At 71.3% G+C, this 24,141-nt stretch carries 23 protein-coding genes; 13 read left to right on the top strand and 10 right to left on the bottom strand.

Translation table 11 applies throughout. The features are described 5' to 3' along the window. Positions 1-12 precede the first annotated feature (12 nt). Positions 13-540, top strand: coding sequence for a PH domain-containing protein (locus K6753_RS01665; RefSeq protein ID WP_223674443.1), 528 nt, complete (start codon positions 13-15; stop codon positions 538-540). Beyond that, positions 533-2,074 (top strand): PH domain-containing protein, encoded by a 1,542-nt coding sequence (locus K6753_RS01660; protein WP_425492036.1) that lies wholly within the window; start codon positions 533-535, stop codon positions 2,072-2,074. The genes K6753_RS01665 and K6753_RS01660 overlap by 8 nt, the downstream gene beginning before the upstream one ends. A gap of 11 nt (positions 2,075-2,085) precedes the next feature. Here the strand turns inward: K6753_RS01660 and K6753_RS01655 are convergent, their stop codons facing one another. The 5 genes from K6753_RS01655 to def all read right to left on the bottom strand — a co-directional run bounded on the left by K6753_RS01655 (position 2,086) and on the right by def (position 6,953). Then, positions 2,086-3,147: a CDP-glycerol glycerophosphotransferase family protein gene (locus tag K6753_RS01655; RefSeq protein WP_223674442.1), complete on the bottom strand. Its 1,062-nt coding sequence runs from the start codon at positions 3,145-3,147 to the stop codon at positions 2,086-2,088. Further along, positions 3,144-3,959 (bottom strand): glycosyltransferase family 2 protein, encoded by an 816-nt coding sequence (locus K6753_RS01650; RefSeq protein WP_223674441.1) that lies wholly within the window; start codon positions 3,957-3,959, stop codon positions 3,144-3,146. The genes K6753_RS01655 and K6753_RS01650 overlap by 4 nt, the downstream gene beginning before the upstream one ends. Positions 3,960-4,047: 88 nt before the next feature. Then, on the bottom strand, positions 4,048-5,364 hold the full coding sequence (rsmB, locus tag K6753_RS01645) for a 16S rRNA (cytosine(967)-C(5))-methyltransferase RsmB (protein ID WP_223674440.1): 1,317 nt from the start codon (positions 5,362-5,364) through the stop codon (positions 4,048-4,050). A 13-nt stretch (positions 5,365-5,377) separates the two neighbouring features. Next, on the bottom strand, positions 5,378-6,301 hold the full coding sequence (gene fmt / locus K6753_RS01640) for a methionyl-tRNA formyltransferase (protein ID WP_223674439.1): 924 nt from the start codon (positions 6,299-6,301) through the stop codon (positions 5,378-5,380). A 139-nt stretch (positions 6,302-6,440) separates the two neighbouring features. Beyond that, positions 6,441-6,953 carry a peptide deformylase gene (gene def, locus K6753_RS01635; RefSeq protein WP_223674438.1) on the bottom strand — a complete coding sequence of 171 codons (513 nt, stop codon included), beginning with the start codon at positions 6,951-6,953 and terminating at the stop codon, positions 6,441-6,443. A gap of 284 nt (positions 6,954-7,237) precedes the next feature. Between def and K6753_RS01630 the strand changes: the two genes are divergently transcribed. From K6753_RS01630 to K6753_RS01595, 8 genes are all read left to right on the top strand, one after another. Next, positions 7,238-8,383, top strand: coding sequence for a LysM peptidoglycan-binding domain-containing protein (locus K6753_RS01630; RefSeq protein ID WP_223674836.1), 1,146 nt, complete (start codon positions 7,238-7,240; stop codon positions 8,381-8,383). A gap of 73 nt (positions 8,384-8,456) precedes the next feature. After that, positions 8,457-9,698, top strand: coding sequence for a DNA-processing protein DprA (gene dprA, locus K6753_RS01625; protein WP_223674437.1), 1,242 nt, complete (start codon positions 8,457-8,459; stop codon positions 9,696-9,698). 113 nt (positions 9,699-9,811) lie between these two features. After that, entirely contained in the window at positions 9,812-10,300 is a 489-nt protein-coding gene (locus K6753_RS01620) for a DUF494 family protein (RefSeq protein ID WP_223674436.1), read from the top strand. 271 nt (positions 10,301-10,571) lie between these two features. Then, the gene (locus K6753_RS01615) at positions 10,572-13,040 is read left to right on the top strand and encodes a DNA topoisomerase I (protein ID WP_223674435.1); all 2,469 of its coding nucleotides are present in this window, start codon (positions 10,572-10,574) and stop codon (positions 13,038-13,040) included. Between the two features lie 55 nt (positions 13,041-13,095). Next, positions 13,096-13,656, top strand: a complete 561-nt coding sequence (gene tsaC / locus K6753_RS01610; RefSeq protein WP_223674434.1) for an L-threonylcarbamoyladenylate synthase type 1 TsaC — start codon at positions 13,096-13,098, stop codon at positions 13,654-13,656. Between the two features lie 87 nt (positions 13,657-13,743). Beyond that, positions 13,744-14,361, top strand: coding sequence for a DUF1579 domain-containing protein (locus K6753_RS01605; RefSeq protein ID WP_223674433.1), 618 nt, complete (start codon positions 13,744-13,746; stop codon positions 14,359-14,361). A gap of 94 nt (positions 14,362-14,455) precedes the next feature. Then, on the top strand, positions 14,456-15,136 hold the full coding sequence (locus K6753_RS01600) for a DUF4124 domain-containing protein (RefSeq protein ID WP_223674432.1): 681 nt from the start codon (positions 14,456-14,458) through the stop codon (positions 15,134-15,136). A gap of 14 nt (positions 15,137-15,150) precedes the next feature. Further along, a complete protein-coding gene (locus K6753_RS01595) occupies positions 15,151-15,750 on the top strand; it encodes a DUF4124 domain-containing protein (protein WP_223674431.1) in 600 nt (199 codons plus the stop codon). A gap of 49 nt (positions 15,751-15,799) precedes the next feature. On the opposite strand, the gene K6753_RS01590 is transcribed toward K6753_RS01595, so the two are convergent. Next, positions 15,800-16,576, bottom strand: a complete 777-nt coding sequence (locus K6753_RS01590; RefSeq protein ID WP_223674430.1) for an SDR family oxidoreductase — start codon at positions 16,574-16,576, stop codon at positions 15,800-15,802. An 88-nt stretch (positions 16,577-16,664) separates the two neighbouring features. Between K6753_RS01590 and K6753_RS01585 the strand changes: the two genes are divergently transcribed. Further along, the gene (locus tag K6753_RS01585; RefSeq protein ID WP_223674429.1) at positions 16,665-17,051 is read left to right on the top strand and encodes a hypothetical protein; all 387 of its coding nucleotides are present in this window, start codon (positions 16,665-16,667) and stop codon (positions 17,049-17,051) included. Between the two features lie 108 nt (positions 17,052-17,159). Here K6753_RS01585 and sppA read toward each other — a convergent pair whose 3' ends face one another. Both sppA and K6753_RS01575 read right to left on the bottom strand, forming a co-directional pair. Continuing rightward, positions 17,160-19,043 (bottom strand): signal peptide peptidase SppA, encoded by a 1,884-nt coding sequence (gene sppA / locus K6753_RS01580; RefSeq protein WP_223674428.1) that lies wholly within the window; start codon positions 19,041-19,043, stop codon positions 17,160-17,162. A 64-nt stretch (positions 19,044-19,107) separates the two neighbouring features. Further along, positions 19,108-20,565 carry an MATE family efflux transporter gene (locus K6753_RS01575; RefSeq protein ID WP_223674427.1) on the bottom strand — a complete coding sequence of 486 codons (1,458 nt, stop codon included), beginning with the start codon at positions 20,563-20,565 and terminating at the stop codon, positions 19,108-19,110. Between the two features lie 156 nt (positions 20,566-20,721). Between K6753_RS01575 and K6753_RS01570 the strand changes: the two genes are divergently transcribed. Both K6753_RS01570 and K6753_RS01565 read left to right on the top strand, forming a co-directional pair. Next, positions 20,722-21,975 carry a DUF3667 domain-containing protein gene (locus K6753_RS01570; protein WP_223674426.1) on the top strand — a complete coding sequence of 418 codons (1,254 nt, stop codon included), beginning with the start codon at positions 20,722-20,724 and terminating at the stop codon, positions 21,973-21,975. Next, positions 21,972-22,283 (top strand): DUF4286 family protein, encoded by a 312-nt coding sequence (locus tag K6753_RS01565; protein WP_223674425.1) that lies wholly within the window; start codon positions 21,972-21,974, stop codon positions 22,281-22,283. Before K6753_RS01570 ends, K6753_RS01565 begins: the two co-directional genes overlap by 4 nt. Before the next feature lie 68 nt (positions 22,284-22,351). On the opposite strand, the gene K6753_RS01560 is transcribed toward K6753_RS01565, so the two are convergent. Both K6753_RS01560 and K6753_RS01555 read right to left on the bottom strand, forming a co-directional pair. Next, positions 22,352-23,011, bottom strand: a complete 660-nt coding sequence (locus tag K6753_RS01560) for a DUF3106 domain-containing protein (protein ID WP_223674424.1) — start codon at positions 23,009-23,011, stop codon at positions 22,352-22,354. Next, positions 22,998-24,023, bottom strand: coding sequence for a hypothetical protein (locus K6753_RS01555; RefSeq protein ID WP_223674423.1), 1,026 nt, complete (start codon positions 24,021-24,023; stop codon positions 22,998-23,000). Before K6753_RS01555 ends, K6753_RS01560 begins: the two co-directional genes overlap by 14 nt. Positions 24,024-24,141: the final 118 nt, after the last annotated feature.

The raw sequence follows: 24,141 nt of genomic DNA, 5'->3' as shown, positions 1-24,141 counted from the left end.
GCAGGAGGCGCGATGCAGCACCCGGAGTTCGACCCGGCATCCATGCCGGGACACGGTGGCGACCCTTCGCCGGCCTGGCAGCCGCTGCCGGCCCGGGCGCGGACCCTGTTCCTGGCGGGAACGACGCTGCCACTGGTCGTACCGATCACGGTCGCGGCCGCTGTGGTTGGGGAGTTGGTCGAAGACTGGCTGTTCGCCGGGGCGTCCTGGGCCACCGCCGCAGCCGCGCTCGTGCTGACACTGGCGTTCGGCCTGTGGTGGGGCGGCAAGCGCCACGCCTACACCGCGTGGCGGCATGACGACGACGGCTTGGCGGTGCGCCGCGGCCGCCTGTGGCGCAACGAGACGCGCGTGCCCGCGAGCCGGGTGCAGCACCTGGACGTCAAGCACGGCCCGTGGCAGCGCCGCCGCGGGCTGGCCACGCTTGTCGTGCACACCGCCGGCACCCGCAACAGCGCGGTGACCGTCCCGCACCTGGACGCGGCCGACGCCGAACGCCTGCGCGACGCACTCGCCCGGCAGATCGAGACCGATGACTGACCCGGCCGTACCTGACGACACGATCGCGGCGGACACGGGCATCAAGGCCAGCGCCGCGGACGCCGAGCGCCGGTTGCATCCGATGTCGTGGCTGTTCGTGCTGGTGGCCCAGCTCAAGCAGTTCATCGTGCCGCTGGTCGCCTTGCTGGTCTTCGGCCAGCGCGCCGACAACAACGGCATGCACGAGCTGTGGCCGCTGGTCGGTGTCGCCGTGCTGGCGCTGCTGTCGGTGTGGCAGTACTTCACCTACCGCTACGGTGTGCTGGGCGACCGGCTGGTGGTGCGCAGCGGGGTGCTGCACCGCAGCCTGCGGGTGATCCCGTTCGCGCGGATCCATAACGTCGCGGTCCAGCAGTCGCTGCTGCACCGCATCTTCAACGTGGCCGAAGTGCGTCTGGAGTCCGCCGGTGGGCAGAAGCCGGAAGCGGAGATGCGCGTGCTGCGGCTGGACGATGCGCTGGCGCTGGAAACGCTGGTGCGCCGTCGCGGCGCGACGCCGGCATCGGCATCGGCGGCCCAGGCCGTCGACGCGCCGGACGTGCTGCTGGAGCTGCCGCCCGCCGAGGTGATCCGCCTGGGTCTGATCTCCAACCGCGGCCTGATCGTGGTGGGCGCGGCCTTCGCCGGCCTGTCGCAATTCAGCCCGCGCCTGCTGCCCAACCTGTTCGAACGCTGGGGCGAGGCACTGTTCGGCTATGCCGATGCGCGGGCGTTCTCGATTGGCGAGTACGCACTGGCCGGCACCAGCCTGGCCGTCGCCCTCGTCCTGCTGCTGCGCGCCCTGTCGGTGGCGCTGGCGTTGCTGCAGTACTTCGGTTTCCGGCTCACCGAGCAGGGCCGCCGGCTGACCGTCGAACGCGGCCTGCTCGCGCGGTGGCGCACCAGCGCGTCACGCCGCCGCATCCAGGCCTGGACCCTGCGCGAGGGCGTGCTGCACCGGCTGTTCAAGCGCCGCGGGCTGGAGGTCGACACCGCCGTGGCCGAGCAGCCCGACCAGCAGCGCAGCCTGCGCGAAGTCGCACCCATCGCCACGCCGGAGCGCTGCGATGCGCTGATCGCGCACCTGCTGCCGCAGGGCGGCTGGCCGTCGCTGGAGTGGCAGGCGTTGCCGCCGGCCGCTTGGTGGCGGCTGTTCCTGCCGGGCGCGTGGCTGCCGCCGCTGCTGGCGGCGGTGCTCGCCTGGCGCTTCGGGGCGTGGGCGCTGCTGGTGCTGCTGTGGCTGCCCTGGTCGGCGTTCAAGGCGCGCCAGCACGCCCGGCGCATCGCGTATGCGCTTGGCGATGAGCTGGTTGCCGTGCGCGAAGGCTGGTGGAGCCGCCACTGGCGCTTCGCCGAACTCGACAAGCTGCAGTCGCTCGACCTCGTCCGCTCACCCGTCGACCGCCGCTGCGGCACCGCCACGCTGTGGCTGGACACCGCCGGCGCCGGCGCGCTGGCGCCGCCGCTGCGCATCCGCTTCCTGCCCGACGCCGACGCCGAGGCGCTGTACCGCCGGTTGGCGACCGAGCTGGCGCGGCGCCGGTTGCGCTGGTAACGAACAACGCGTCAGATGCGCGCCGGCCCCCAGTAGCCGATGCGCCGCCGCAGCCGCAGCTTCCGCCAGAGGTTGGCGGGCTTGGCGACGCGATTGCGCGCCCCGGCGTCGATGAACGCCTCGATCGCATCCAGCACGCGTTCGCTCGAGCGGCCATCGCGATACGGGTGGATGGCGTCGGCGTAGTCGCGGATCGCGCGCATCAGTTCGGGCGGCCGTGACAGCGCACGCTCGATCGCGGGCTCGAACTGCGCGGCGTCATCGATATCGATCAACTGCGGGCCCGGTCGCCGGTTGCGGAACGTGACCACCGGCTTGCCGGTGAGCAGGAACTCGTTGAGCGCCGAGGACGTATCCGAGCACATCATGTCGACCTGCCCGAACAGGTCGAGGATGTTGTCGTCCTCGGCAAATCTCAGGTGCCCGTTTTCCAGGGCACGGAACCTGGCCACCGTGTCGGGGTTCATCTTCGGGTGGAAGGTGACGATCCACTTCCAGCGCCCGTCGCGCGAGAGGCGCTTGACCTCGTCGTAAAGGGTCTCGGCTGCACTCCACGACGGCGAGAACGTGGAGTGGTAGAGGATCACCGGCGGCGACCGGACCGGTTCGATCGCGCCGAACTGGGCGGCGAACGGATCGAGCTTGGGCCAGCCGGTTTCGGCCACGCTGAAGTGGCCCAGCGTCTCGGCAAGCGACTGGAATTGCGCGGTGTCGCGGGGACCGGTGGTGCAGTACAGGTCGAAGAAGCCACGCACGTGGATGTGGCGCGGCTTGCCGGCGTCGAAGCCGTGGAACACCTCGACCTTCACCCCCGGAAAGAAGTGCGGAAGGTGGTTGCCCGGGGTGACCACCGCGCGCGGCTTCCAGCGGCGCACGCCTTCGACATCGAGCAGCCGCTCGCCGGGCGCGAGGTCCTCGGCGCCCGGACCATCGAAGAACCACGCCGTCTCCCCACCGCGTGCGCGGATCGCGGCCTGCAGCGGGCGCAGGATCGCCAGCGCATAGCGCTCCGATCCGTACATCAGGTAGCGACGGGTTTCCCCGGCCTCGGCCCGGTCGTGCAGGTCGTTCATCGGTCCAGTCCATGGCGCAGCAGGACATCACGCGCCTGTTCGATCGATTCGGGGTTCCGGTGCATTTCGTAGTAGCGCAGGCGCTTGTACATCGCATAGCTGGCCGCGACATGCGACACGATGAAGCCCCGCCAGCCGTCGAGGATGGCCAGGCGCAGCAGCCAGTCCTTCAGGAAGGCGGCCAGGTACACCAGCGGCGCCATCCAGACCCGCGGCGGACGACCGCGTGCATGCCAGTCCCGGCACTTCAACTCGGCATACCGCAACACCTTGAGTTGCTTGTGCGGCAGGGTCGGGTTGTGGAGGTGGTGGAACGGCGCACGGAAGGTCTCCGCCTGTCCGTCGAAACGCAGCGATTCGTGGACGCGGGCGTCCGTCCAGCGCGCGCGGCCTCGGTGGTAGAGGCGGGCGAGCTTCTCGCCCACCATCGGCCGGTACCAGCGCATCGGTGCGCCCATGTACCACGTGCTCCGCCGAAGGATGCCGGCCGCGGCATCGCTCGCCATGAGGCCGGGCAACCGTTGCTGCAGTTCTTCGATCAGCGGCGGCTCCAGGAATTCGTCGGCATCCAGCACCAGGATCCAGTCATGCGCCGCCTGTGTGCTGGCGAAATTGCGTTGCGGGCCGAAGCCCAGCCACGCCTGGTCCACCACGCGCGCGCCACGGGCCCTCGCAATGGCCACGGTGTCGTCGGTACTGCCGCTGTCGATCACGACTTTTTCCGCCACGAACGGAACGCTGTCGAGGCAGCGCGCGATGTTGGCGGCCTCGTTGTGGGTAATGACAACGAGGCTGATCGGCAGGGATTGCATGGCGCTGATGGTAATGCCGCGCCCCCTGTTCCCCAAGGACTGGCGCGTCAGCCCGGACGCCTGGCTGGGGCGCAAGCGGCTCCCGCCGTCAGGCGCCCGCCTGCTTGCGCACCCGCGCGTAGAAGAAGCCGTCGCCGCCGCCCTCGCCCGGCAGGCGCTGGCGGCCGACGCCGGCATCACGTCCGAACTCTTCGGGGAGCGGCTCGGCGACCGCGTCGGGCGTGCGCGCCAGGAACGCATCGACCTGCCGCTCGTTCTCGTCCTTGAGGATGGAGCAGGTGGCGTACAGCAGCACCCCGCCCGGGGCGAGCGTCGTCCACGTGGCGTCCAGCAACCGCGCCTGAAGGGCGACCAGCGCGTCGATATCCGACGCGCGCCGGTGCAGCAGCACGTCGGGTTGCCGACGCACGATGCCGGTGGCCGAACACGGGGCGTCCAGCAGCACGACGTCGAAGGGCACGCCGTCCCACCACGCGGTGTCGGCGGCATCGGCAGCGACCGTCGTGGCGCGCAGGCCAAGGCGACCGAGGTTGGCGCGCACTGTCTCCAGCCGCCTTGCGTCGACGTCGAGCGCGGTCAACGCGAGCATCGGGTCACGTTCCAGCAGGTGCGCGGTCTTGCCACCCGGCGCGGCACAGGCGTCCAGCACGCGGCATCCTGGCGGTGGCGCGAGCGCATCGGCCACGCGCTGCGCGGCGATGTCCTGCACTGACACCACGCCGTCGGCGAAACCCGGCAGCGTCGCCACTGGCATCGCCGCCTCCAGGCGCAACGCCTCGGCCGCCTCGTCCGGGGCTCCGGCGGCTATTGCGCTGTCTGCGAGCGCGGCCACGTAGGCCTCGCGCGAGCCGCGCTGCAGGTTGACGCGCAGCCACATCGGCGGCGGCGAGGCGCTTTCGGACAGGATCGAGTCGATGTCGTCCGGCCAGTCGCGTGCGATCCGGTCGCGCAGCCATCCGGGCCAGTGCGCCGACGGGTCGCCGGCCGGCACGCCGTCGCGCAGCGCGCGGCGCAGCAACGCATTGACCAGCCCAGCCTGGTGCGGCCGCTTGATCGCTCGCGTGGCTTCCACGGTCGCATCCACGGCGGCGTGCGACGGGAGGCCGAGCGGGTCCAGCTGCGCCAGGCCGACATACAACAGCGCGCGCAGCAGTGCATCGCGACGGCCCAGCGGCCGCGCCGTCCAGCCGTCGATGGCAGCGGCGTACCTCGCCGGTTGCCGCACCACCGCGAAACAGATGGCCTCCACGAGCGCGCGGTCGCGCACATCGGGCAGCGTGGGCAGCGACGACGCCAGCTCGGCCTTCAGCGAATGCCCGCGGTGCAGCACCGCGTCGAGCACGCGCGCCGCGACGACGCGCGAGGCGACGCCGGCGGGCAGTGGCACGGGACGGGACGGGGTCATGCGTGTCGACTTCTCACGCCGGGGTGACCAGCTCGCGCCGCGCATTGAGGTAGTCGGCCGCCGTGATCGCCCGCCCGCCCTCGCGTTGCAACACGCGGATGCGCAGCGCGCCTTCGCCGCAGGCGACATCGATCCCCTCGCGACCGGCCAGCAGCACCGTGCCCGGCGCCGCGCGGTGCTCCAGCGCCAGCGGCACCGCGCCGTGGATGCGCACGCGCTCGCCCGCCAGTTGCGCCTCGGCCATCGGCCAGGGATTGAACGCACGCACCGTACGCGCCAGCGCCTGGGCCGGCTGCGTCCAGTCCAGCCGGGCCTCGGTCTTGTCGAGCTTGTGCGCGTAGGTCACGCCTTCGGCGGGCTGCGCGCGCGCCACCGGGACGATGCCGGCACGCAGCAGGCCCAGGCCGTCGGACAGCACCTGCGCGCCCAGTTCGGACAGGCGGTCGTGCAGCTGGCCGCCGGTATCGCCCTCGCCGATCGGCAACGATTGCGACAGGAGCACCGGGCCGGTATCCAGGCCGCGCTCCATCTGCATCAGGCACACGCCGGTCTCGGTATCGCCGGCCTGGATCGCGCGCTGGATCGGCGCGGCGCCACGCCAGCGCGGCAGCAGCGAGGCGTGCACGTTCCAGCAGCCGTACGCCGGGATGTCGAGCACCGACTGCGGCAGGATCAGGCCATACGCCACCACCACCATGACGTCGGGCTGCAGCGCCGCCAGCGCGTCGCGCGAGACCTGCGCCTTGAAGTTCTCCGGCTGCAGCACCGGGATGCCGCGGGCGATCGCCTCGCGCTTGACCGGCGAGGGCGTCAACCCGCGCCCGCGGCCGGCGGGCCGGTCGGGCTGGGTGTAGACGGCGACCACTTCGTTGCGCGCGGCGGCGGCGCGCAGGCAGGGCACGGCGAAGTCCGGCGTGCCGGCAAAAACGATTCTCATGGGGGTACTGCCGCGTCGGAGGAAAGGCACATTGTAGGAGCGGCTTCAGCCGCGTCCTGTGTGCGGCGAGGACCTCCCGCCGCCCCGATCGTGGCTGAAGCTGCTCCTACAACGGCAACGACGGCATGCCCGGCAGGCGCTACGCGGCGTTGCGACGCGCCTTGGCCAGCTTCTTGCGCACCATCTCGCGCTTGAGCGGCGACAGGTAATCGACGAACAGCTTGCCGACCAGATGGTCCATCTCGTGCTGGATGCACACCGCCAGCAGTCCATCGGCCTGCATGGTGAACGGCTTGCCGTCGCGGCCGACCGCCTCGACGGTGATCTCGTTGGCACGGGTCACGTCGGCGAAGATGCCGGGCACCGACAGGCAGCCTTCCTGATAGACCTGCTCGCCGGCCCTGGCGGTGATCACCGGGTTGATGAACACCAGCGGCGCGTCCTTCTCCTCCGACACGTCGATCACCATGAACGTCTTGTGGACGTCCACCTGGCTGGCGGCCAGGCCGATGCCGGGCGCGTCGTACATGGTCTCGAACATGTCGTCGAGCAGCGCCTGGAACTCCGACGCCGTCACGTGCGCGGGATCGACCGGCACCGCCTTGGTGCGCAGGCGCGGGTCGGGGAATTCGAGGATCGGAAGCAGGGACATGGCGGTAGGGTCAGGTCGAAGGGGGCGTGCCGGGGCATCGGTCGCGCGCTCGGCGGACCATCGAGCCGGCGGCCCGGCGGATGCGGGCGCCAGGCGCGGCATCGGGGGCCGGATTGCCCAAATGGGGGCGTGGGTCACAACCACAAGCGGCAGGCGTCGATTCTACGCCCTTTCCCGGCCCTCATCGCTTGCAACCGCGCGCGCCTTCTGGGCTATAGTGCCGATGCCCTCGCCGGGAGCCGGCGGCGGGCAAACCTGCAAGGGGAATCAGGTAGATGGCCGCCATGCTTAAACCGATCCGCACGGTTTTGACCGCTGCGCTGTTCACGATTGCCACCTTCACCGTGGCCGCCCAGATGCGAGGGGAGCATCCGGACACGTACGTGGTGAAGCGGGGCGACACGCTCTGGGATATTGCCGGACGCTTCCTGGAGCGCCCGTGGTTGTGGCCGGAAATCTGGCAGGCCAATCCGCAAATCGCCAACCCGCACCTGATCTATCCGGGTGACGTCATCTCGCTGGCCTACCTCAACCGCGTCGCGGTCGAGCCGGGCCCGCGCGAGGCCGCCCCGATCACCGGCGTGCCGCTGGCCGAGATCGAGCCGTTCCTGAAGAACGCCCGCGTCGTCGACAGCTTCGAGCAGCTGCCCTACGTGGTCGGCCTGGAAGAGGACCGACTGCGCAGCGCACGTGGGCAGGTGGCCTATATCGAAGGCATGCCCGACGCGCAGCCCGGCGAGCGCTACGCGGTGGTGCGCCCGACGGTGCGCTACACCCGCCTGGACCGCACCCAGTGCTGCGACATCATGCGTCAGGATGACCTCGAGTTCGACGGTCTGGTCACGATGGATTTCGAATCCATCTGGACCGATATCGTGGTTCCCGACAACGGTCAGGAACTGCTCGGCTACGAGCTGATGCAGATGGCGACCGGCACGATCAGCCGCGGCGAAGTCGGTGGCATCGAAGCCAGCACGCTCGTGCTGGACGATGAAGGCCGCGAGGTGCGCGTTGGCGACCGGCTGGTGCCGATCGAGGCCAATCCGTATGACCTGCAGTTCTTCCCGCACCCGCCCAGGCAGCAGTTCGAGTACGGCCGGGCGCAGGTGCTGGCCGTGACCGACACCATGAGCTACGGCGGCCCGCGCGACGTGATCGCGCTGTCGGTCGGCGCCCGCGACGGCATCGACAACGGCACGGTGTTCTCGATCTGGCGCCAAGGCACCCTTGCGGTCGACCGCGTGCGGGTCGGCTCCGAGCGCGACCCGACCCTGGTCGGCCGTGCCGATCGCGTTCGCCTCCCGGACGAGTTTTCGGGCCACGCGATGGTGTTCCGCACCTTCGACAACGTGAGCTATGCGCTGGTGATGGACGGCATACGCCCGACCAAGGTCGGCTACGAGCTCAAGCACCCGGACGCGCCATACTGACCCGGCGTTTTCCTACGCAACACCGCGACGGCGCCCGAGGGCGCCGTCGTCGTTTCCGGGCGACGCTGGCGCGATGTCCGAGACCCGATGCCCCCCACCCTTCGATCCCGCGCAAGCGGGCGACACGTCCGAGCCGGACATCGAGCCCCTCCTGCGCCTGGTGCTGGCAGGCGGCCGCGCCGGTCCCCGGCGCACACTGCTGGAGCGCGCCGGCTCGCCCGCGGCAGCCCTCGCTCAAGGCGACGCGGCCTGGCGGGCGGCCGGACTCGACGAGAACCAGCGCGCGGCGTTGCGCCGGCCGGACGAGGGGGCGATGGCGGCTTCGCTCCGGTGGAGCGCGCAGCCCGGCCGGACGGTCATCGGCTGGCACGACCCGGATTACCCCGTGCTGCTGCGGCGAACCGCGTCACCGCCGCTCGCGCTGTTCGTCCACGGCGACCCGGCCCTGCTCTGGCAGCCGGCCGTGGCCGTTGTCGGCAGCCGCTCGCCGACCCCGGCCGGCCGCGACAACACCGTCGGTTTCGCCCGGGCACTGGTGCAGGCCGGCATGACAGTCGCCAGCGGCCTGGCCGCCGGCATCGACACCGTCGCCCATGCCACCGCCCTGGCCGCGTCCGGGCCGACCTATGCCGTGCTGGGCACCGGGCCGGACATCGCCTACCCGCGCGGCAACGGCGCGTTGCAGGACGGCATCGCCGCCGCCGGTGCCCTGGTCAGCGAACACCCGCCGGGCACGGGCCCGCGCAAGGAGCATTTCCCCAGTCGCAACCGGATCCTGGCCGGACTGACACTGGGCACGCTGGTGGTAGAAGCCGCGGGACGCTCGGGCGCGTTGATCACCGCCCGGCTGGCCGCCGAATCCGGTCGCGAGGTGTTCGCCGTGCCCGGCTCGATCCACAACCCGCTGGTGCGGGGCTGCCACCGATTGATCCGCGACGGCGCCACCCTGGTCGAAGACATCGAACAGGTGCTGGCCGGGCTGTCGCCCGTGGCCCAGACCCTGGCGTCGGCCTTGCGTGACCGGCTTACCGTCCCCGCAACCGGGGGCGGCCCCATCGCGCCGGGTCGCCCACCACCCGCCACTTCGGCGACCACCCGGGCCGCGACGACGCCCACGCCACCTGGTCTCAGTTCATATTGCGACCGACCCGACCACCAGCGCTTGTGGTCGTCCCTCGGGCCGGACCCCAGTTCTATGGATCAACTGGTCCAGCGAAGCGGATTGACGGCCGCCGACGTGTCATCCATCCTGCTGCACATGGAGCTCGAGGGTCGCGTCGCGGCGCAGCACGGCCGCTACTTCCGCCGGGGTTGATCGAGGAGGTTGCTGCAACCGTTTCCGCCCTGCCGCCGTACCGGTTATCGACCGGTCCGTGCCGGTCCACCACTCCAGTCCCACGCGTCGCTTGCGGCGCAGGCCGAGGGGAAATGAAAGAAAGCATCCTGGATGTTCTGCTGTACCTGTTCGAGCACTACCTCGCCGATGACGCGGACCTGGTCCGCGACCGTGATGCCCTGAAAAGCGGCCCCCTGTTCGACGAACTGGGCCAGGCCGGCTTCAGTCCCGCCGAGATCAACAAGGCGTTCGAGTGGCTGGACGCACTCGCGACGCAGCGCCCGGCGGCTTCGCCGGCACGGATCGGTGGCCCCACCCGCGTCTATGCCGATGCCGAGCTCGACCGGCTCGACCTGGAGTGCCGCGGCTTCCTGATGTTCCTGGAGCAGCACGGCGTGCTGGACGCGGGCCAGCGCGAGCTGGTGGTCGACCGGGCGATGGCGCTGGAGCAGGACGAGATGGACCTCGACGACCTCAAGTGGGTCGTGCTGATGGTGCTGTTCAACCAGCCCGGGTCCGAGGCCGCCTATGCGTGGATGGAGACCCAGATGTTCGCCGACGAGCCCGAGCCGGTGCACTGACGCACGCGCCGGGCCCCGCCGCGCCTAGCGCCCGCCTCACGCCGGCCTCACGCAGGGGCCGGTCTGATCCAGCGGCCGGAGGCGCCGCGGAACCCTCCGGCGGTCACACTCGCGCCGATGGCCGCTTGACAGTGCCGGCCGCGGCGTGATTCCACTAAATAAGGCACCACGCCCCCACGCCCGCGGCCACCCCGCGGGCGTCGCCTTCTTTGCACGACCCATTCTTTGTAAGAACTAGGCAGCGCGACAGCGACTGCGGAGCCCCCCGGACATGGCCAAGAACCTCCTGATCGTCGAGTCGCCCGCCAAGGCCAAGACGATCAACAAGTACCTCGGCAAGGACTTCACCGTCCTGGCCTCCTACGGCCACGTCCGCGACCTGGTGCCCAAGGAGGGCGCGGTCGACCCGGATCACGACTTCGCGATGCGCTACGACCTGATCGAAAAGAACGAGAAGCACGTCGACGCGATCGCCAAGGCCGCCAAGTCCGCCGACGCCATCTACCTGGCGACCGACCCGGACCGCGAGGGCGAGGCGATCAGCTGGCACGTGGCGGAGATCCTGCGCGAGCGCGACCTGATCGGCGACAAGCTCCTGCAGCGCGTGGTGTTCACCGAAATCACGCCGCGCGCGATCAAGGAGGCGATGGCACACCCGCGCGAGATCGCCGCGCCGCTGGTGGACGCCCAGCAGGCGCGCCGCGCGCTGGACTACCTGGTCGGCTTCAACCTGTCGCCGGTGCTGTGGCGCAAGGTGCAGCGCGGCCTGTCCGCGGGCCGCGTGCAGTCGCCGGCGCTGCGCATGATCGTGGAGCGCGAGGAGGAGATCGAAGCCTTCGTCGCGCGCGAGTACTGGTCGATCGAGGCCGAATGCCTGCACCCCTCGCAGGCGTTCACCGCGCGGCTGACCAAGCTGGACGGGCAGAAGTTCGAGCAGTTCACCATCACCGACGGCGACACCGCCGAGGCCGCGCGCCAGCGCATCGTCCAGGCTGCCGCCGGCGCCCTGCACGTCACCGACGTCACCAGCAAGGAGCGCAAGCGCCGCCCGGCCGCGCCCTTCACCACCTCCACGCTGCAGCAGGAGGCCTCGCGCAAGCTGGGCTTCACCACCAAGCGCACCATGCAGGTCGCGCAGAAGCTGTACGAAGGCGTGGCGATCGGCGAGGAAGGCACGGTCGGTCTGATCAGCTACATGCGTACCGACTCGGTGAACCTGTCGGCCGATGCCATCAGCGAGATCCGCGACGTCATCGCGCGCGACTTCGGCACCGGCGCGGTACCCGACAAGCCCAACACCTACCAGACCAAGTCCAAGAACGCGCAGGAAGCCCACGAGGCGATCCGTCCGACCTCCGCGCTGCGCACCCCGGCGCAGGTGTCGCGCTTCCTGGAGGACGACGCGCGCCGGCTGTACGAGCTGATCTGGAAGCGCGCCGTCGCCAGCCAGATGGTGCCGGCCACGCTCAACACCGTGTCGGTCGACCTGGCCGCCGGCAGCGAGCACAGCTTCCGCGTGTCGGGCACCACGGTCATCGACCCGGGCTTCCTGGCCGTCTACGAGGAAGGCAAGGACACCAAGGCCGCCGAGGCCGAGGACGAGGGCCGCAAGCTGCCGGCGATGAAGACCGGCGACCGCATCCCGCTGGACCGCATCCATGCCGACCAGCATTTCACCGAGCCGCCGCCGCGGTTCTCGGAAGCCTCGCTGGTCAAGGCGCTGGAGGAGTACGGCATCGGCCGGCCGTCCACGTACGCCTCGATCATCGCGACGCTGCTGTTCCGCAAGTACGTCGAGCTGGAAAGCCGGCGCTTCCACCCGACCGATGTCGGCCGCGCGGTCAGCAAGTTCCTGGCGGCGCACTTCACCCAGTACGTGGACTACGACTTCACCGCCAAGCTCGAAGACGACCTGGACGCAGTCAGTCGCGGCGAGGAGGCCTGGATCCCGCTGATGGAGCGGTTCTGGGACCCGTTCAAGCAGCTGGTCGAGGACAAGAAGGAATCGCTCGACAAGGTCGACGCCGGCAGCGTGCGCGTGCTGGGCGACGATCCCGTCGGCGGCCGCCAGGTCAGCGCGCGCATCGGCAAGTTCGGGCCGCTGGTGCAGATGGGCACGGTCGAGGACGAGGAGAAGCCCAAGTTCGCCTCGCTCAAGCCGGGCCAGAGCATCTACTCGATCAGCCTCGAGGACGCGCTCGAGCTGTTCAAGCTGCCCCGCACGCTCGGTGAGCACAACGACGAGACGGTGACCGTCGGCATCGGCCGCTTCGGCGCCTTCGCCAAGCGCGGCAGCGTGTACGCCTCGCTCAAGAAGGAGGACGACCCCTACACCATCGAACTGGACCGCGCCGTGGCCCTGATCGAGGAGAAGGAGGAGATCGCCCGCAACCGCATCATCAAGCAGTGGGACGGCAGCGACATCCAGGTGCTCAACGGCCGCTTCGGCCCGTACATCAGCAACGGCCAGCTCAACGGCAAGATCCCCAAGGACCGCGAACCGGCCTCGCTGACGCTGGAAGAGGTCACCAAACTGCTGGAGGAAACCGGCAAGCCCGCGCGTGGCCGCTTCGGCAAGAAGGCCACCAAGAAGGTCGCCGAGAAGAAGCCGGCGGCAAAGAAGGCCCCGGCAAAAAAGGCCACCAAGAAGGCGGCCAAGAAGACCGCGAAAAAGGCCACCAAGAAGGCCGCGAAGAAGGCGGTGAAGAAGACCGCCGCCAAGGCTGCGTCCGAGGCCTGATCCCGCGCGGCACCGACGGGGCGCCGGCATTGCAGGCCGGCGCTATCCTGTGGCGATGACTGCACCTTCCATCGAACACGCCGTGTCCGCGCTGCGCCGTGGCGGCGTGGTGGCGTACCCGACCGAGGCCGTCTGGGGCCTGGGCTGCGACCCGCTTGACGAAGCCGCGGTGATGCGCCTGCTGGCGATCAAGCAGCGCACCGTCGACAAGGGACTGATCCTGGTGGCTGCCACGGCGTCGCAACTGGATGGCCTGGTCGACTGGGCCACGCTCCCGACGGAGCGACGCGACGCGGTCGAAGCCGGATGGCCGGGGCCGAACACGTGGATCGTCCCCTGCACTGCGCGCGTGCCCGCATGGATCAGCGGCGGCCATGCCGGCGTCGCGGTACGGGTCAGTGCGCACCCGGCCGTGGTGGCGCTGTGCACCGCGTTCGGCCGGCCGATCGTGTCGACCAGTGCCAACCTGAGTGGCCAGCCGCCGGCCTTCAGCCGCGACGCGCTCGATCCCGCGCTGCTCGCGCAGCTCGACGCGGTGGCACCCGGTGACACCGGCGGACTCGCCGCCCCCACCGCCATCCGCGACGCGCTCACGGGCGAGGTGTTGCGCGCCTGAGGCCTGCGGCGGCGCGTCATGCCGCCGCGCCGGCCCGGGCGTAGCATCGCCCCGCGGCCGCCCGCCGGGCGGCGTCGGGAGCAAGGGATGAACACCAGAACGAAGCACGGGCCGGCGATCGTCGCGCTCGCGGCGCTGCTGTTGATCGGCTCGACCGCGGGCGCCCAGGAAGCGGCGCCGGCCATGTCGCCGGAGCAGCAGGCGATGATGGCGGCCTGGGAAAAGGCCTCGTCGCCGGGAGATGCCCACGCGCGGTTGGCCACGCAGATGGCCGGCACGTGGAACGCAAAGCAGACGGTCTGGATGGACCCGGCCGCGCCGCCGATGACCAGTACCGGCAAGGCGGTGAACACGCCCGTGTTCGGCGGCCGCCATATCCGGATGGACTACACCGGCCAGTTCATGGGCCAGCCGTTCGAGGGCGTGGGCTACACCAGCCACGACAACGTCACCGGGCGCTACGTCAGCACCTGGATGGACAGCATGTCGACCGGTGCCTTCCGGGCCGAAGGCGAGTACGACGCGGCAGCATCCCGCTACACCTTCCGCGGCGAGATGGCCGATCCGATGCGCGACGGCGCCGTGACCCAGGTGCGCGAAGTGGTGCGCGTGGTCGACAACGACCGCCACGTCATGGAGATGTACGAAACCCATGACGGACAGGAGCGCAAGACGATGGAGATCGAGTTCACCCGCGCCGACTGAACACCACCCGTCGGCGTGGTTCACCCGGGGCCGCGTCTACGGGTGCAAGATGGTGGCCATGCACCCGCGCCGGTCCACCTTTCGCACCGCTGCCATGCTGGCGCTCGCCGTCACGGGCGGCGCGATCGCGATCGCGATCGGCGCGCACCGTCCAGCCACGGCGCAGTCCGACGCGGTCACGATCTACCGCTGCACCGACGACCAGGGCCGCCTGACGCTGCGCGATACGCCGTGCCGAAGCGGGCAGCAGCAGGAAGCACGTGAGATGCAGCGTCCGCAGGACCCGCCGCCGCGGCCCGATCCGCAGCCCGTTGCAACGACGGTCGTCGCACCACCGCCCGCGCCGACGCGCTTCGTCGTGGTGACCCCGCCGCGCCCGTTGTACGAATGCGTCACGCCCGATGGCGACGTCTACACCAGCGACACCGACGAGGGCGACCCCCGCTGGGTGCCGTTGTGGACCATCGGCTACCCGGTGGTGGTCGGCGAACGGCCCGGGCACCGCGTCGGTGCGCCACGACCGCGACCGCAGGGTGAGCGGCCGCGCGCGCCCGACCGCTGGCCGCACCACGGCGCCGTGGTCTATCCCGGCGTCGGCACATGGGTGCGCGATGTCTGCCACCCGTTGCCGCAGGCCGAGGTTTGCGACCGCCTGCGCGAGGAACGCGCCGGCATTGCGTCGCGCTACAACAGCGCGCTGCAGAGCGCGCGCCGCGTGATCAACACCGAGCGGCGCCGGCTCGATGCACGTCTTGCGAACGACTGCGGGGGCTGACGGTGCGCGCACGCATGCTGTCGATCGTATGCATCGGAATCCTCGCGATGACCGCGGCTCCAACGGCGCATGCCGACCTGGTCATCTATCGCTGCACGGATGCCTCCGGCGCGGTGACGGTGCAGAACGACCAGCGCTGCCCCGCCGGCAGCCGCGAGGAGCGCCGGGTGATCGACGACGTGCCGGTCGCGCCGCCGCCCCCAACGCCTGTGCCGGACATCGAACCCGTCGCCCCGGTCGTAGCCGCGCCCATTCTCGAAGCCGCACCCGAACCCCCGCCGGTCGAACTCCTGCCACCTCCGCCGCTGTTCCAGTGCCTCACCTGGAACAAGGAGCCTTACCTGACCGAACGCGAGACGCCGGCCCGGCGCTGCGCACCGTTGCGCACGGTCGGACTGGCCGGCGGCACGGGCGCGGGCGCCGCCTGCGAGGAGCGCGACGACCGGTGCGAGCCCGTGCCCGACGAAGCACTGTGCGAGCGCTGGCGTGAGCGCCTGCGCAACGCGCAGGGCGCCGAACGCTTCGGCGTGCCCGCACGCGAAGGCGAATCGGCCCGCGACGTCGGGCGGATCGAACAGCTGCTCGCCGCCAGCACCTGCGCCGCAGCCGGCTGAGGCAGCGGTACGCCTGCAGAACGGCGAGTCACGCCTCGCGCGGCGTCGCTCAGAACCCGTAGCGCAGGAACCCACCGTCCACCGCGATGCATTCGCCGGTGACGTAGCCGGCCGCGGGCAGGCACAGGAACGCCACCGCTGCGGCGACGTCCTCGGCCTCGCCGATGCGCGACAGCGGCGTGCGCAACAACACCTCGTCGAGGTAGTCCGGATCGGCGAGCTTGCCGGAGGTGCGGCGGGTGCGGATGTACCAGGGCGCGACCGCGTTGACCCGGATGCCGTCCTCGGCCCATTCCACGGCGAGGTTCTTCGTCATCTGGTGCATCGCCGCCTTGCTCATGCCGTACGGCGCGCCGGTGCGCACGTGGGTCAGGCCCGACACGCTGCCGACGTTGACGATGCTGGACGCCGCATGCCGGGTCAGCAGCGGATGCAGATAACGCGACAGTTCGAAGGCCGAGAACACATTCGTCTCGAAAATGCCGCGCCACTCGGCGTCGCTGTAGTCGGTGGCCTGTCGGCTGACGTTGTTGCCGGCGTTGTTGACGAGGATGTGCAGGCCTTCGCCGAAGTCCTCGACCCAGTCGAGCAGTTCGCGCCGCTGCTCTTCGTCGGCAACGTCGGCGGCGAACACCTGCACCTCGCGCTCGGGGAAATCCTCCATCAGCTCGGCGCGCGCCGACTCCAGTCCGGCCGCATCGCGCGCGGCCAGCAGCACGTCGGCGCCGAAACCCAACAGCTCGCGCGCGATCGCGCGGCCGATGCCGGCGCTACCGCCGGTGACCAGCGCCAAGTGTCCATCCAGCCGCCAGCGTCGTGGGTCCATGCCGTGCTCCTCAGTGTCGTCCGCCGCATCCGGATGCCTGCACGCGGCCCGGCGTAGCATAGCCGGGCACCCGCACAGGAGGACGCCAATGACGACCCGCCCACATCCGCTGCCTCGGTCGCAACGCCCGGCACCAGGCCGCACCGGCGCGATCGCGAAGGCCATGCTGGTGACATCGATGGCGCTGGCGGTCGTGCTGACCGGATGCCGCAAGCCGCAGCCGCCCGACCCGGAGGTGCCGCCCGAGCCGCAGGCCGGCACTGCCGCCACGACATCGCCCTCCACCGCGACCGCAGCCAGCGATGTGGCCGACACCGGGCATGCATATGCAGGCGCGTCGGATGCCGTCGAAATGCATCGTGTCGAAGGCGATGGCAGCGACGGCTACCAGACGCCGCTCGAGCGGGTGCGCGACGTCGAGACCAAGGTGGGCGATGCGGCCGAACGGACCCGCGCGACGATCGACCCGCCCTGACCCCACGCTGCCGCGCACGTCCCACGATCGCGCAAAGAAAAAGCCCGGCCAATGCCGGGCTTTTCGTTGTGCCTTCGCGCGAGGGCGAGTCGCTGCCGACGTCGTGGCCTACAGCCCGCAAAAGCAGTAGGCCAGCGCCTTGACCGGCTTGCCGGGCACGGGCTGCAGCGCGCTTTCCAGGAAGCGCAGGTCGTCGGCCATCTGCGGTGCGAAGCGCGCCAGCAGGCCACGGGCGAAGTCCGACTCGCGTAGCCACGCACCGCCGATGCGGCTCTCCGCGAAGCCGGTGAAGAAACGCTCGAACGGCGTGGCGACCTTCTCGACGTAGCGCACCGCGTAGTCGCCCTCCTCGCCCAGTTCGGCGCGGCGGGCGGCATCGGCAATCGACGCCTGCAGGCCGCCGAGCTCGTCGACCAGGCCGCGTTCCAGCGCCTGCGCGCCGCTCCACACGCGGCCGCGGGCGACGGCGTCCACTTGCGACACGCTGCGGTCGCGCGCCTGCGCCACGCGGCCGGTGAAATCGCGGTAGCCCTTTTCGATCACCGACTGGATGATGTCGCCGACCGCCGGGTCCAGCGGCCGGGTGATGTCGAACGCGCCCGCCAGCGGCGTCGTGCTGACGCCGTCGGTGTGCACACCGATCTTCTCCAGGGTGCGCGGGATGGTCGGGATCAGGCCGAAGATGCCGATCGAACCGGTGATGGTCGACGGGTCGGCGTAGATGCGATCGGCGTTCATGCTGATCCAGTAGCCGCCCGATGCGGCGAGGTCGCCCATCGACACCACCACCGGCTTGCCGGCGGCCTTCAGCGCGACCACTTCGCGGCGGATCTGCTCGGAGGCGAACACCTCGCCACCGGGCGAATCCACGCGCAGCACGACCGACTTCACCTGCTCGTCGTCGCGTGCCTCGCGCAGCAGTGCGGCAGTGGACTCGCCACCGATCGTGCCGCGCGGTTGCTCACCGCCGGTGATCGCGCCCTCGGCGACGACCACGGCCACCTGCGGGCGGCGGTCGGCCGGCGACGGCTCGCCGTTGATGTGGGCCAGGTAGCCCTCCAGCGACACCTGGCGGAAGCCGCCTTCGGCGTCCTCGTCCGCGGCGCCGCGTTCGATCATCAGCTCGTCGACCTGCTCGCGCGTCTTCAGCCCGTCCACCAGCTTCTGCCGCAGCGCCAGCTGCGCCAGGTCGCCGCCGACGGCTTCGATCTGCTCGGGCAGCTGCTGGATGTTGGCCACCAGCTGCGCGGCGGGCACGTCACGCGCGACGGCGACATCGCCCAGGTAGCGCGACCACAGGTCGTTCATCCAGTACAGGTCGGCTTCCTTGGACTCCGGCGATGCGGCGTCCAGTACGTAGGGCTCGGCGGCGGACTTGTACTCGCCGACCTTGAACAGGTGCACGTCGACGCCGAGCTTGTCCTCCAGGCCTTCGCGGTAGTACTGGCGGTAGCGGTCCAGGCCTTCCAGCAGCAGGCCGCCCATCGGGTCCAGGTAGACCTCGTCGGCCTGCGCGGCAATGAGGTACTGGCCCTGGCCCATCATTTCGCTGGCGGCGACGACCTGCTTGCCCGATTCGCGCAGGCGCGCGACCGCGGCGGCCAGCTCACGGCGCGAAGCCATGCCGCCGCCGCCCAGGCCGTCCAGGCGCAGCAGCACGCGGTCGATGCGGTCATCGTCGGCGGCCGCGTCCAGCGCCTGAAGCAGGTCGCGCAGCTGCACCTCGCCGGCATCGCTGCCCATCGCGCGGGCGAAGGCGCGGCTGGCCGGATCGGAGGTGTACTGCTCCACCAGGGCGCCTTCCGGCGCGATCACCAGCGTCGTGTCGTTGAGCAGCGGCTGGGTGCGGTCGCCGGCGCCGATGGCGGCCAGGATCAGCAACAGCAGCGCGAAGAACAGCAGGTTGAAGACCAGCCGCCGGGTGAAGTTCATCGCATCCCACAGGCCCACGAAGAATCGGGCGATCGGGCCGCGGCGCGGGGTGTCGTTCATGTCGGGAGGTACTCCGGTACAGCGTTGTGTGCGATGGCCAGCGTACCCGCTGGCCCCGGGCGTTTCATCCGCCAGAGGTCACCGCGGCAACAGGCGCGGCGGGCGTGTTGGCGCTCACTGGCGGCGGCAGGCGCCCGGGCGCACTGGCGCGCACGAAGCGCAGGCCCAGCAGCACGGCGGCCACCGTCAGGCCCGCGATCAACCCGATCCACATGCCGGGCGGGCCCATCGGCTCGACGATGCCGGGCACGCCCAACCCCAGGCCGGCGCCCAGCGGCATGCCGATGCCCCAGTACGCCAGCGCGGCCAGCACCATCGGCACGCGGGTGTCGCGCAACCCACGCAACGCGCCGGCCGACAGCACCTGCACGCCATCGGGGAACTGGAACGCCATCGCATACAGCAGCAGCGTCCCGGCAAGCGCCGCCACCGCGGTGTCGCGGGTGTAGAGCGCGGCCAGGTGGTCGTGGCCCAGCAGCAGCCCCAGGCCCGACAGCGCCTGCGTGCCCAGCGTCAGCAGCAGCCCGGCCAGCGCGGCGCGGCGCACGCCGGTCGAGCCCAGCCCGCGACCGAGCGCATGGCCGACGCGCACGGTGGTCGCCTCGGCCAGCCCGAACGGCACCATGAAGCACAGCGCCGCGACGTTGATGGCGATCTGGTGCGCGGCCACCGGCACTTCGCCCAGCCGGCCGATGAGCAGCGCGGTGACGATGAAGAGGCTGCCCTCCATCGTCACGGTCACGCCGATCGGCAACCCGGTGCGCAGCAGGCCGCGGATCCGCGCGCCGTCGGGCCGGTTGCGGCGGGTGAGGAAGCCGTCGAACAGGCGCAGGTCGGCGAAGCGGCGCGAGCGCCGCAGGTACAGCGCAAAGACGATCGCCTGCGTCCACAGCATGATCGCCGACGCCAGGCCCAGCCCACCCGCACCCATCTCCGGCAATCCGAACCGGCCGAAGGTGAACACCCACCCCAGCGGCACCAGCAGCAGCAGGCCGCCGAAGCCCAGCACCATGGTCGGCAGCGTCCAGTGCAGGCCGTCGCTGAGGTAGCGCATGCAGTAGTACAGCGTCAGCGCCGGCACGCCCCAGCGGATGCCGTGCAGGAAGTCGGTCGCGCCGGGCCGGATTTCCGCGGCGATGCCCATCGGGCCCATCGCGTGCACCAGCAGCGACAGCATCGCGAACAGCGCCACGCCCAGCGACGCGGCCAGCCACAGCGCCTGGCGGAACAGCGGGCCGATCTCGACGCGGCGGTTCGCGCCGTCGAGCTGCGACACCGACGGCGGCAGCGCCATCAGCGTGCCCATCGGCACCATCATCGCCAGCCAGAACAGCGCCGTGCCCACCGCCACCGAAGCCAGCGTGGTGGTGCCGTGGTGGCCGGCGATGACGCTGTCGACGAACCCGATCAGCCCGGTCGACACGTGCCCGGCGATCAGCGGCGCCGCCAGCCACGCGGTGCTGCGCAACTCGCGGCGCAGGCGCGGCGTCGGCGCGTCGTGCGCCGGCTCGGAATGGCTCATGGGAAGCACCTGGCGACTGCGGCCGCGCGCGAACCGCTGTCGCGCGCTGGCGCCGGGTCGCGGCGGGCCGCTATCTTAGCCGCCCGTCGCCGGCCCGAGGCCGCGCCGGCCGGCGGCGTCGACCACGCCGCGTTTGCAAGGGGACCGGGGGAACACATGGACGCACACGACACGCCGACGCACTGCGAGAACTGCGCGACCCCGCTGCAGGGCGGCTACTGCCACCGCTGCGGGCAGTCGGCGGTCAATCCGATCCGCGACACGCACCACGCGATCGTGGAGGTGTTCGAGTCGTTCTGGCACCTGGACGGCCGCGTGTTCCGCACGCTGCGCGACCTCCTGGCGCCGGGCCGCGTGGCGCGCGACTACCTCGCCGGCCACCGCGCGCGCTACATCGCGCCGCTGCGGATGTTCGTGGTCGCCACGCTGCTGACGTTCTTCGTCGGCCAGTACGCGGTGTCCTTCACCGAGAACCCGATCGTCACCGACGACGGCACGCCGACGGTGGCGGGCGTCGACGCCGGCCTGGCGAAGCAGTTGGAAGCCGCGACCACGCGCGAGGAGGTCATCCGCATCCGCGACCAGGCGCTGGCCGAGGTGGAAGCCGCGCGCGAAACCGTGGACGGTGTGCCGGTGCCGGGCGTCGACCGCGGCCTGCTGGCGGCGCAGGTCGCCATCCGCGGCGCGGCGGGCAACCGCATCGCCCAGCTTCGCGAAGCCGCGAAGGCCGGCGAGCCACCCACCGCCTCCGCCGCCGACGAGGCCACCGGCGCCACCGAGGCCACCGCCGCCGAGGTCGAGGCCGACGCCACGCCCGAGGACGCCGCCGAGGCGGACGACGATGACTGGGTGATGCGCTTCAACGGCAAGCCCTGGCATCCGGTCGACAACCCGCTGACGGTGGCGTGGTGGCCGGACTTCGCCAACGACTGGCTCAATCGCAAGGTCGGCCGCGCGCAGGACAACATCCCGCGCCTGCAGCAGAACCCGGACCTGCTCAAAGAATCGATGATGCAGGCGCTGCCGACGGCGCTGTTCCTGCTGGTGCCGGTGTTCGCGCTGCTGCTCAAGGTGTTCTACCTCTTCAGCAGGCGGCTGTACCTGGAGCACCTGGTGGTCGCGCTCTACAGCCACGTCTTCCTGGTGCTGACCATCCTGGTGCAGTTCCTGCTGGTGGCGCTGGATGGCGCGGTGGCCGCGCATTCGGTGTGGGCCAGCCGCGGCATCGGCGTGCTGGAATTCGCGCTGTGGTGCTGGCTGCCGGTGTACCTGCTGCTGATGCAGAAACGCATCTACGGCCAGGGCTGGCTGATGACGCTGGTGAAGTACTTCGTGCTGGGCAACCTGTACTTCGTGCTGGTGGCATTTGCCGCCCTGTACGCGGTGCTGGCCGGGCTGGTGTCGGCGTGAGCGTCGCGTACGAGGTCAACCTCGACATCGATGCGGCGATCGCCGCCGACTACCGCGCCTGGCTGGACGGCCACGTGCGCGAGATCCTGGCGCTGCCCGGCTTCACCGGTGCGCAGGTCTGCGAGGTGCTGGACCCGCCGGCCGGCGATGGCCGCGTGGCACTGAGCGTGCAGTACCGGCTGGTCGATGCCGAAGCGCTGGACGCCTACCTGCGCGAGCACGCCCCGCGCCTGCGCGGCGACGGCATGGCGCGCTTCGGCGGCCGCTTCACGGCGACACGCCGGATCATGCGGGTAGGAACGGAATGACGGGCAACAGGGACTGTTCCGTAGTCGCCCCCAGCCCCTAGTCCCTAACCCCCAGCCCCCAATTCGAACTACCGCCCCAGCCGCTCCCACAGCCAGCGGTCGCGCTGGCCGGCGGCCGTGGACAGCAGCTCGCGCCGCAGCCTGTCGCGCTGTTGCGGCGGCGTCCGGTACACCAGCATGCCCAGGTCGCGGCGCTGCACCGGCGTGAGCTCACGCAACACCTGCAGCAGCGGCGCGTGCTGCGCCGCCGGCAGTTGCGCCAGCAGCGGCTGCAGCTCGGGGTAGTCGGCACCCAGCGTCGGGCCGAGGCGCCAGCCGCGGCGCTCGCTGCCGTCCAGTGCATCGAACTGCGCCCGCAGCGTCGCGCGCTCGTCGGCCGGTAGCGCACGCACGCGCGCCGACAGGGCCTGCAGGCGTGCGCGTTCATCCGGGGTCAGCGCCTGCCAGGCACGGTAGTTCACCCGGCGCGCATCGCGTTCGGCCCGCGGCAGCGCATCCCACTCGGCGGCGCGACGGGTGAAGGCCTCGCGCTGGACGGCGGTAAGCCCCTGCCATTGCGTGGCGCGCTCCAGCAGTTGCGCGCGCCGTTCGGGCTGCAGCTGCGGCAGCACCTCGCGGAAGTCGTCCAGCACCGCCGGCGTGGCAGCGGCGCCGGCCGCGGCCAGCGCCGCCAGCAGGGCCAGCGACGCATGCAGCACGCGGCGGACGGCGGGGTCAGCGCGGCGCATCGAGCGTCTCCGTGACGAGCGGATCGGGCGACGGCGCCGCCGGCTCCAGCGCGGCGGTCGCGGCGTCGGGCATCGGCGCCAGCTCGACCGGTGCATCGGCCGCGTCCTGGGCCGCCAGCCAGCTCAGGAACGCGATGTCCTGCGCCGCCGCCAGGCCATCCGGGTCGGCGAGCAGGTCGTAGTCGCGATGCGCCAGCAGCCCGGCGGTGTCACCGAACCGCGCGCGCGGCGCCTCTTCCGGCAACGTACCGGTGCGGATCTCGCCGGCATCCAGGGGATTGAGGCGGCTGGTCAGCCACGTCTCCACCGGCGTCCAGTACGTGGCCGCCCACGCCAGCACGCAGGCCGCCGGCAGCGCCCAGACCCAGCGCGGCCACGGCGCGCGCTGGCGGACGCCGTCATCGGAGGCCGCGGGGGCGAAGGCGGGCATGGGGCCGCCGGCCAGCGCGGCTTCGCGCAGCCGGCCCAGGCGTGCCAGCCGCTCCGGGTCCAGGGTCTTGATGCGCCGGTGCACCGCCTCGCGCAGGCGCGACCAGGCCTGCGGGTCGGCGCGGCCGTCGCGGTGGCGCGGCAAGGCGCGCTGCAGCGCCAGCCGGTAGCTGGGCAGGGCGACGCCAAGAGTGCGGGCCGCATCCGCCTCCGACAGGCCCGCCGCCAGCCTCAGCAGCAGGGCCGCACGCGGTCCGCTGCCCAGCTCGGCCAGGCCGTCGGCGGCGTCCAGTTCGATCGCCACCGGTGTGCGCCGCGCCAGGCCGGGTTCGGACAGCAGTCGCTGCCAGAACCGCACCGGCCAGTCGGCCATCGGCATGTCCTGCGCGTCGCGGGCGAACCCTCGCATGGCCGCGCCCAGCGCACCGTCACCGACCCGGGCATCGCCGGCCTGGAGCTCGGCCAGCACCGCACCGCGGCGCTCCACCCCTCGCAGAAACGCGCCCAGCGCCGGCGACGCACCCTGGGCGGGTACGGAGCGGGTGGGGTCGGCAGGGGATGGACGCGGTGGGGTGTGGGTCATCGGGACGGCATTCGCAATCCCCGCATCATAACGACCGGCCCCGCCGCGCCGGCCGGCGGGGCACCACGGGAAACCGCCGTGCGGTGCTTGACATCTCCCGCGGACGTGCTCCTTCAGG

The organism is Novilysobacter selenitireducens, assembly GCF_020026895.1.
Lineage (GTDB): Bacteria > Pseudomonadota > Gammaproteobacteria > Xanthomonadales > Xanthomonadaceae > Lysobacter_C > Lysobacter_C selenitireducens.
Note: the sequence above shows the minus strand (reverse complement) of the source record. Positions and strands in the feature narration are given on the sequence as shown.

Excerpts from the sequence above, each read along its gene's own strand:
- K6753_RS01660 (WP_425492036.1), top strand. The coding sequence starts at position 533 with ATGACTGACCCGGCCGTACCTGACGACACGATCGCGGCGGACACGGGC.
- rsmB (WP_223674440.1), bottom strand. The coding sequence starts at position 5,364 with ATGACCCCGTCCCGTCCCGTGCCACTGCCCGCCGGCGTCGCCTCGCGC.
- K6753_RS01570 (WP_223674426.1), top strand. The coding sequence starts at position 20,722 with ATGGACGCACACGACACGCCGACGCACTGCGAGAACTGCGCGACCCCG.
- K6753_RS01575 (WP_223674427.1), bottom strand. The coding sequence starts at position 20,565 with ATGAGCCATTCCGAGCCGGCGCACGACGCGCCGACGCCGCGCCTGCGC.
- K6753_RS01560 (WP_223674424.1), bottom strand. The coding sequence starts at position 23,011 with ATGCGCCGCGCTGACCCCGCCGTCCGCCGCGTGCTGCATGCGTCGCTG.
- K6753_RS01590 (WP_223674430.1), bottom strand. The coding sequence starts at position 16,576 with ATGGACCCACGACGCTGGCGGCTGGATGGACACTTGGCGCTGGTCACC.
- K6753_RS01600 (WP_223674432.1), top strand. The coding sequence starts at position 14,456 with ATGCTGGCGCTCGCCGTCACGGGCGGCGCGATCGCGATCGCGATCGGC.
- tsaC (WP_223674434.1), top strand. The coding sequence starts at position 13,096 with ATGACTGCACCTTCCATCGAACACGCCGTGTCCGCGCTGCGCCGTGGC.
- K6753_RS01620 (WP_223674436.1), top strand. The coding sequence starts at position 9,812 with ATGAAAGAAAGCATCCTGGATGTTCTGCTGTACCTGTTCGAGCACTAC.
- K6753_RS01585 (WP_223674429.1), top strand. The coding sequence starts at position 16,665 with ATGACGACCCGCCCACATCCGCTGCCTCGGTCGCAACGCCCGGCACCA.
- def (WP_223674438.1), bottom strand. The coding sequence starts at position 6,953 with ATGTCCCTGCTTCCGATCCTCGAATTCCCCGACCCGCGCCTGCGCACC.
- K6753_RS01595 (WP_223674431.1), top strand. The coding sequence starts at position 15,151 with ATGCTGTCGATCGTATGCATCGGAATCCTCGCGATGACCGCGGCTCCA.
- fmt (WP_223674439.1), bottom strand. The coding sequence starts at position 6,301 with ATGAGAATCGTTTTTGCCGGCACGCCGGACTTCGCCGTGCCCTGCCTG.
- K6753_RS01615 (WP_223674435.1), top strand. The coding sequence starts at position 10,572 with ATGGCCAAGAACCTCCTGATCGTCGAGTCGCCCGCCAAGGCCAAGACG.
- K6753_RS01630 (WP_223674836.1), top strand. The coding sequence starts at position 7,238 with ATGCTTAAACCGATCCGCACGGTTTTGACCGCTGCGCTGTTCACGATT.
- K6753_RS01555 (WP_223674423.1), bottom strand. The coding sequence starts at position 24,023 with ATGACCCACACCCCACCGCGTCCATCCCCTGCCGACCCCACCCGCTCC.
- K6753_RS01655 (WP_223674442.1), bottom strand. The coding sequence starts at position 3,147 with ATGAACGACCTGCACGACCGGGCCGAGGCCGGGGAAACCCGTCGCTAC.
- sppA (WP_223674428.1), bottom strand. The coding sequence starts at position 19,043 with ATGAACGACACCCCGCGCCGCGGCCCGATCGCCCGATTCTTCGTGGGC.
- dprA (WP_223674437.1), top strand. The coding sequence starts at position 8,457 with ATGTCCGAGACCCGATGCCCCCCACCCTTCGATCCCGCGCAAGCGGGC.
- K6753_RS01605 (WP_223674433.1), top strand. The coding sequence starts at position 13,744 with ATGAACACCAGAACGAAGCACGGGCCGGCGATCGTCGCGCTCGCGGCG.
- K6753_RS01665 (WP_223674443.1), top strand. The coding sequence starts at position 13 with ATGCAGCACCCGGAGTTCGACCCGGCATCCATGCCGGGACACGGTGGC.
- K6753_RS01650 (WP_223674441.1), bottom strand. The coding sequence starts at position 3,959 with ATGCAATCCCTGCCGATCAGCCTCGTTGTCATTACCCACAACGAGGCC.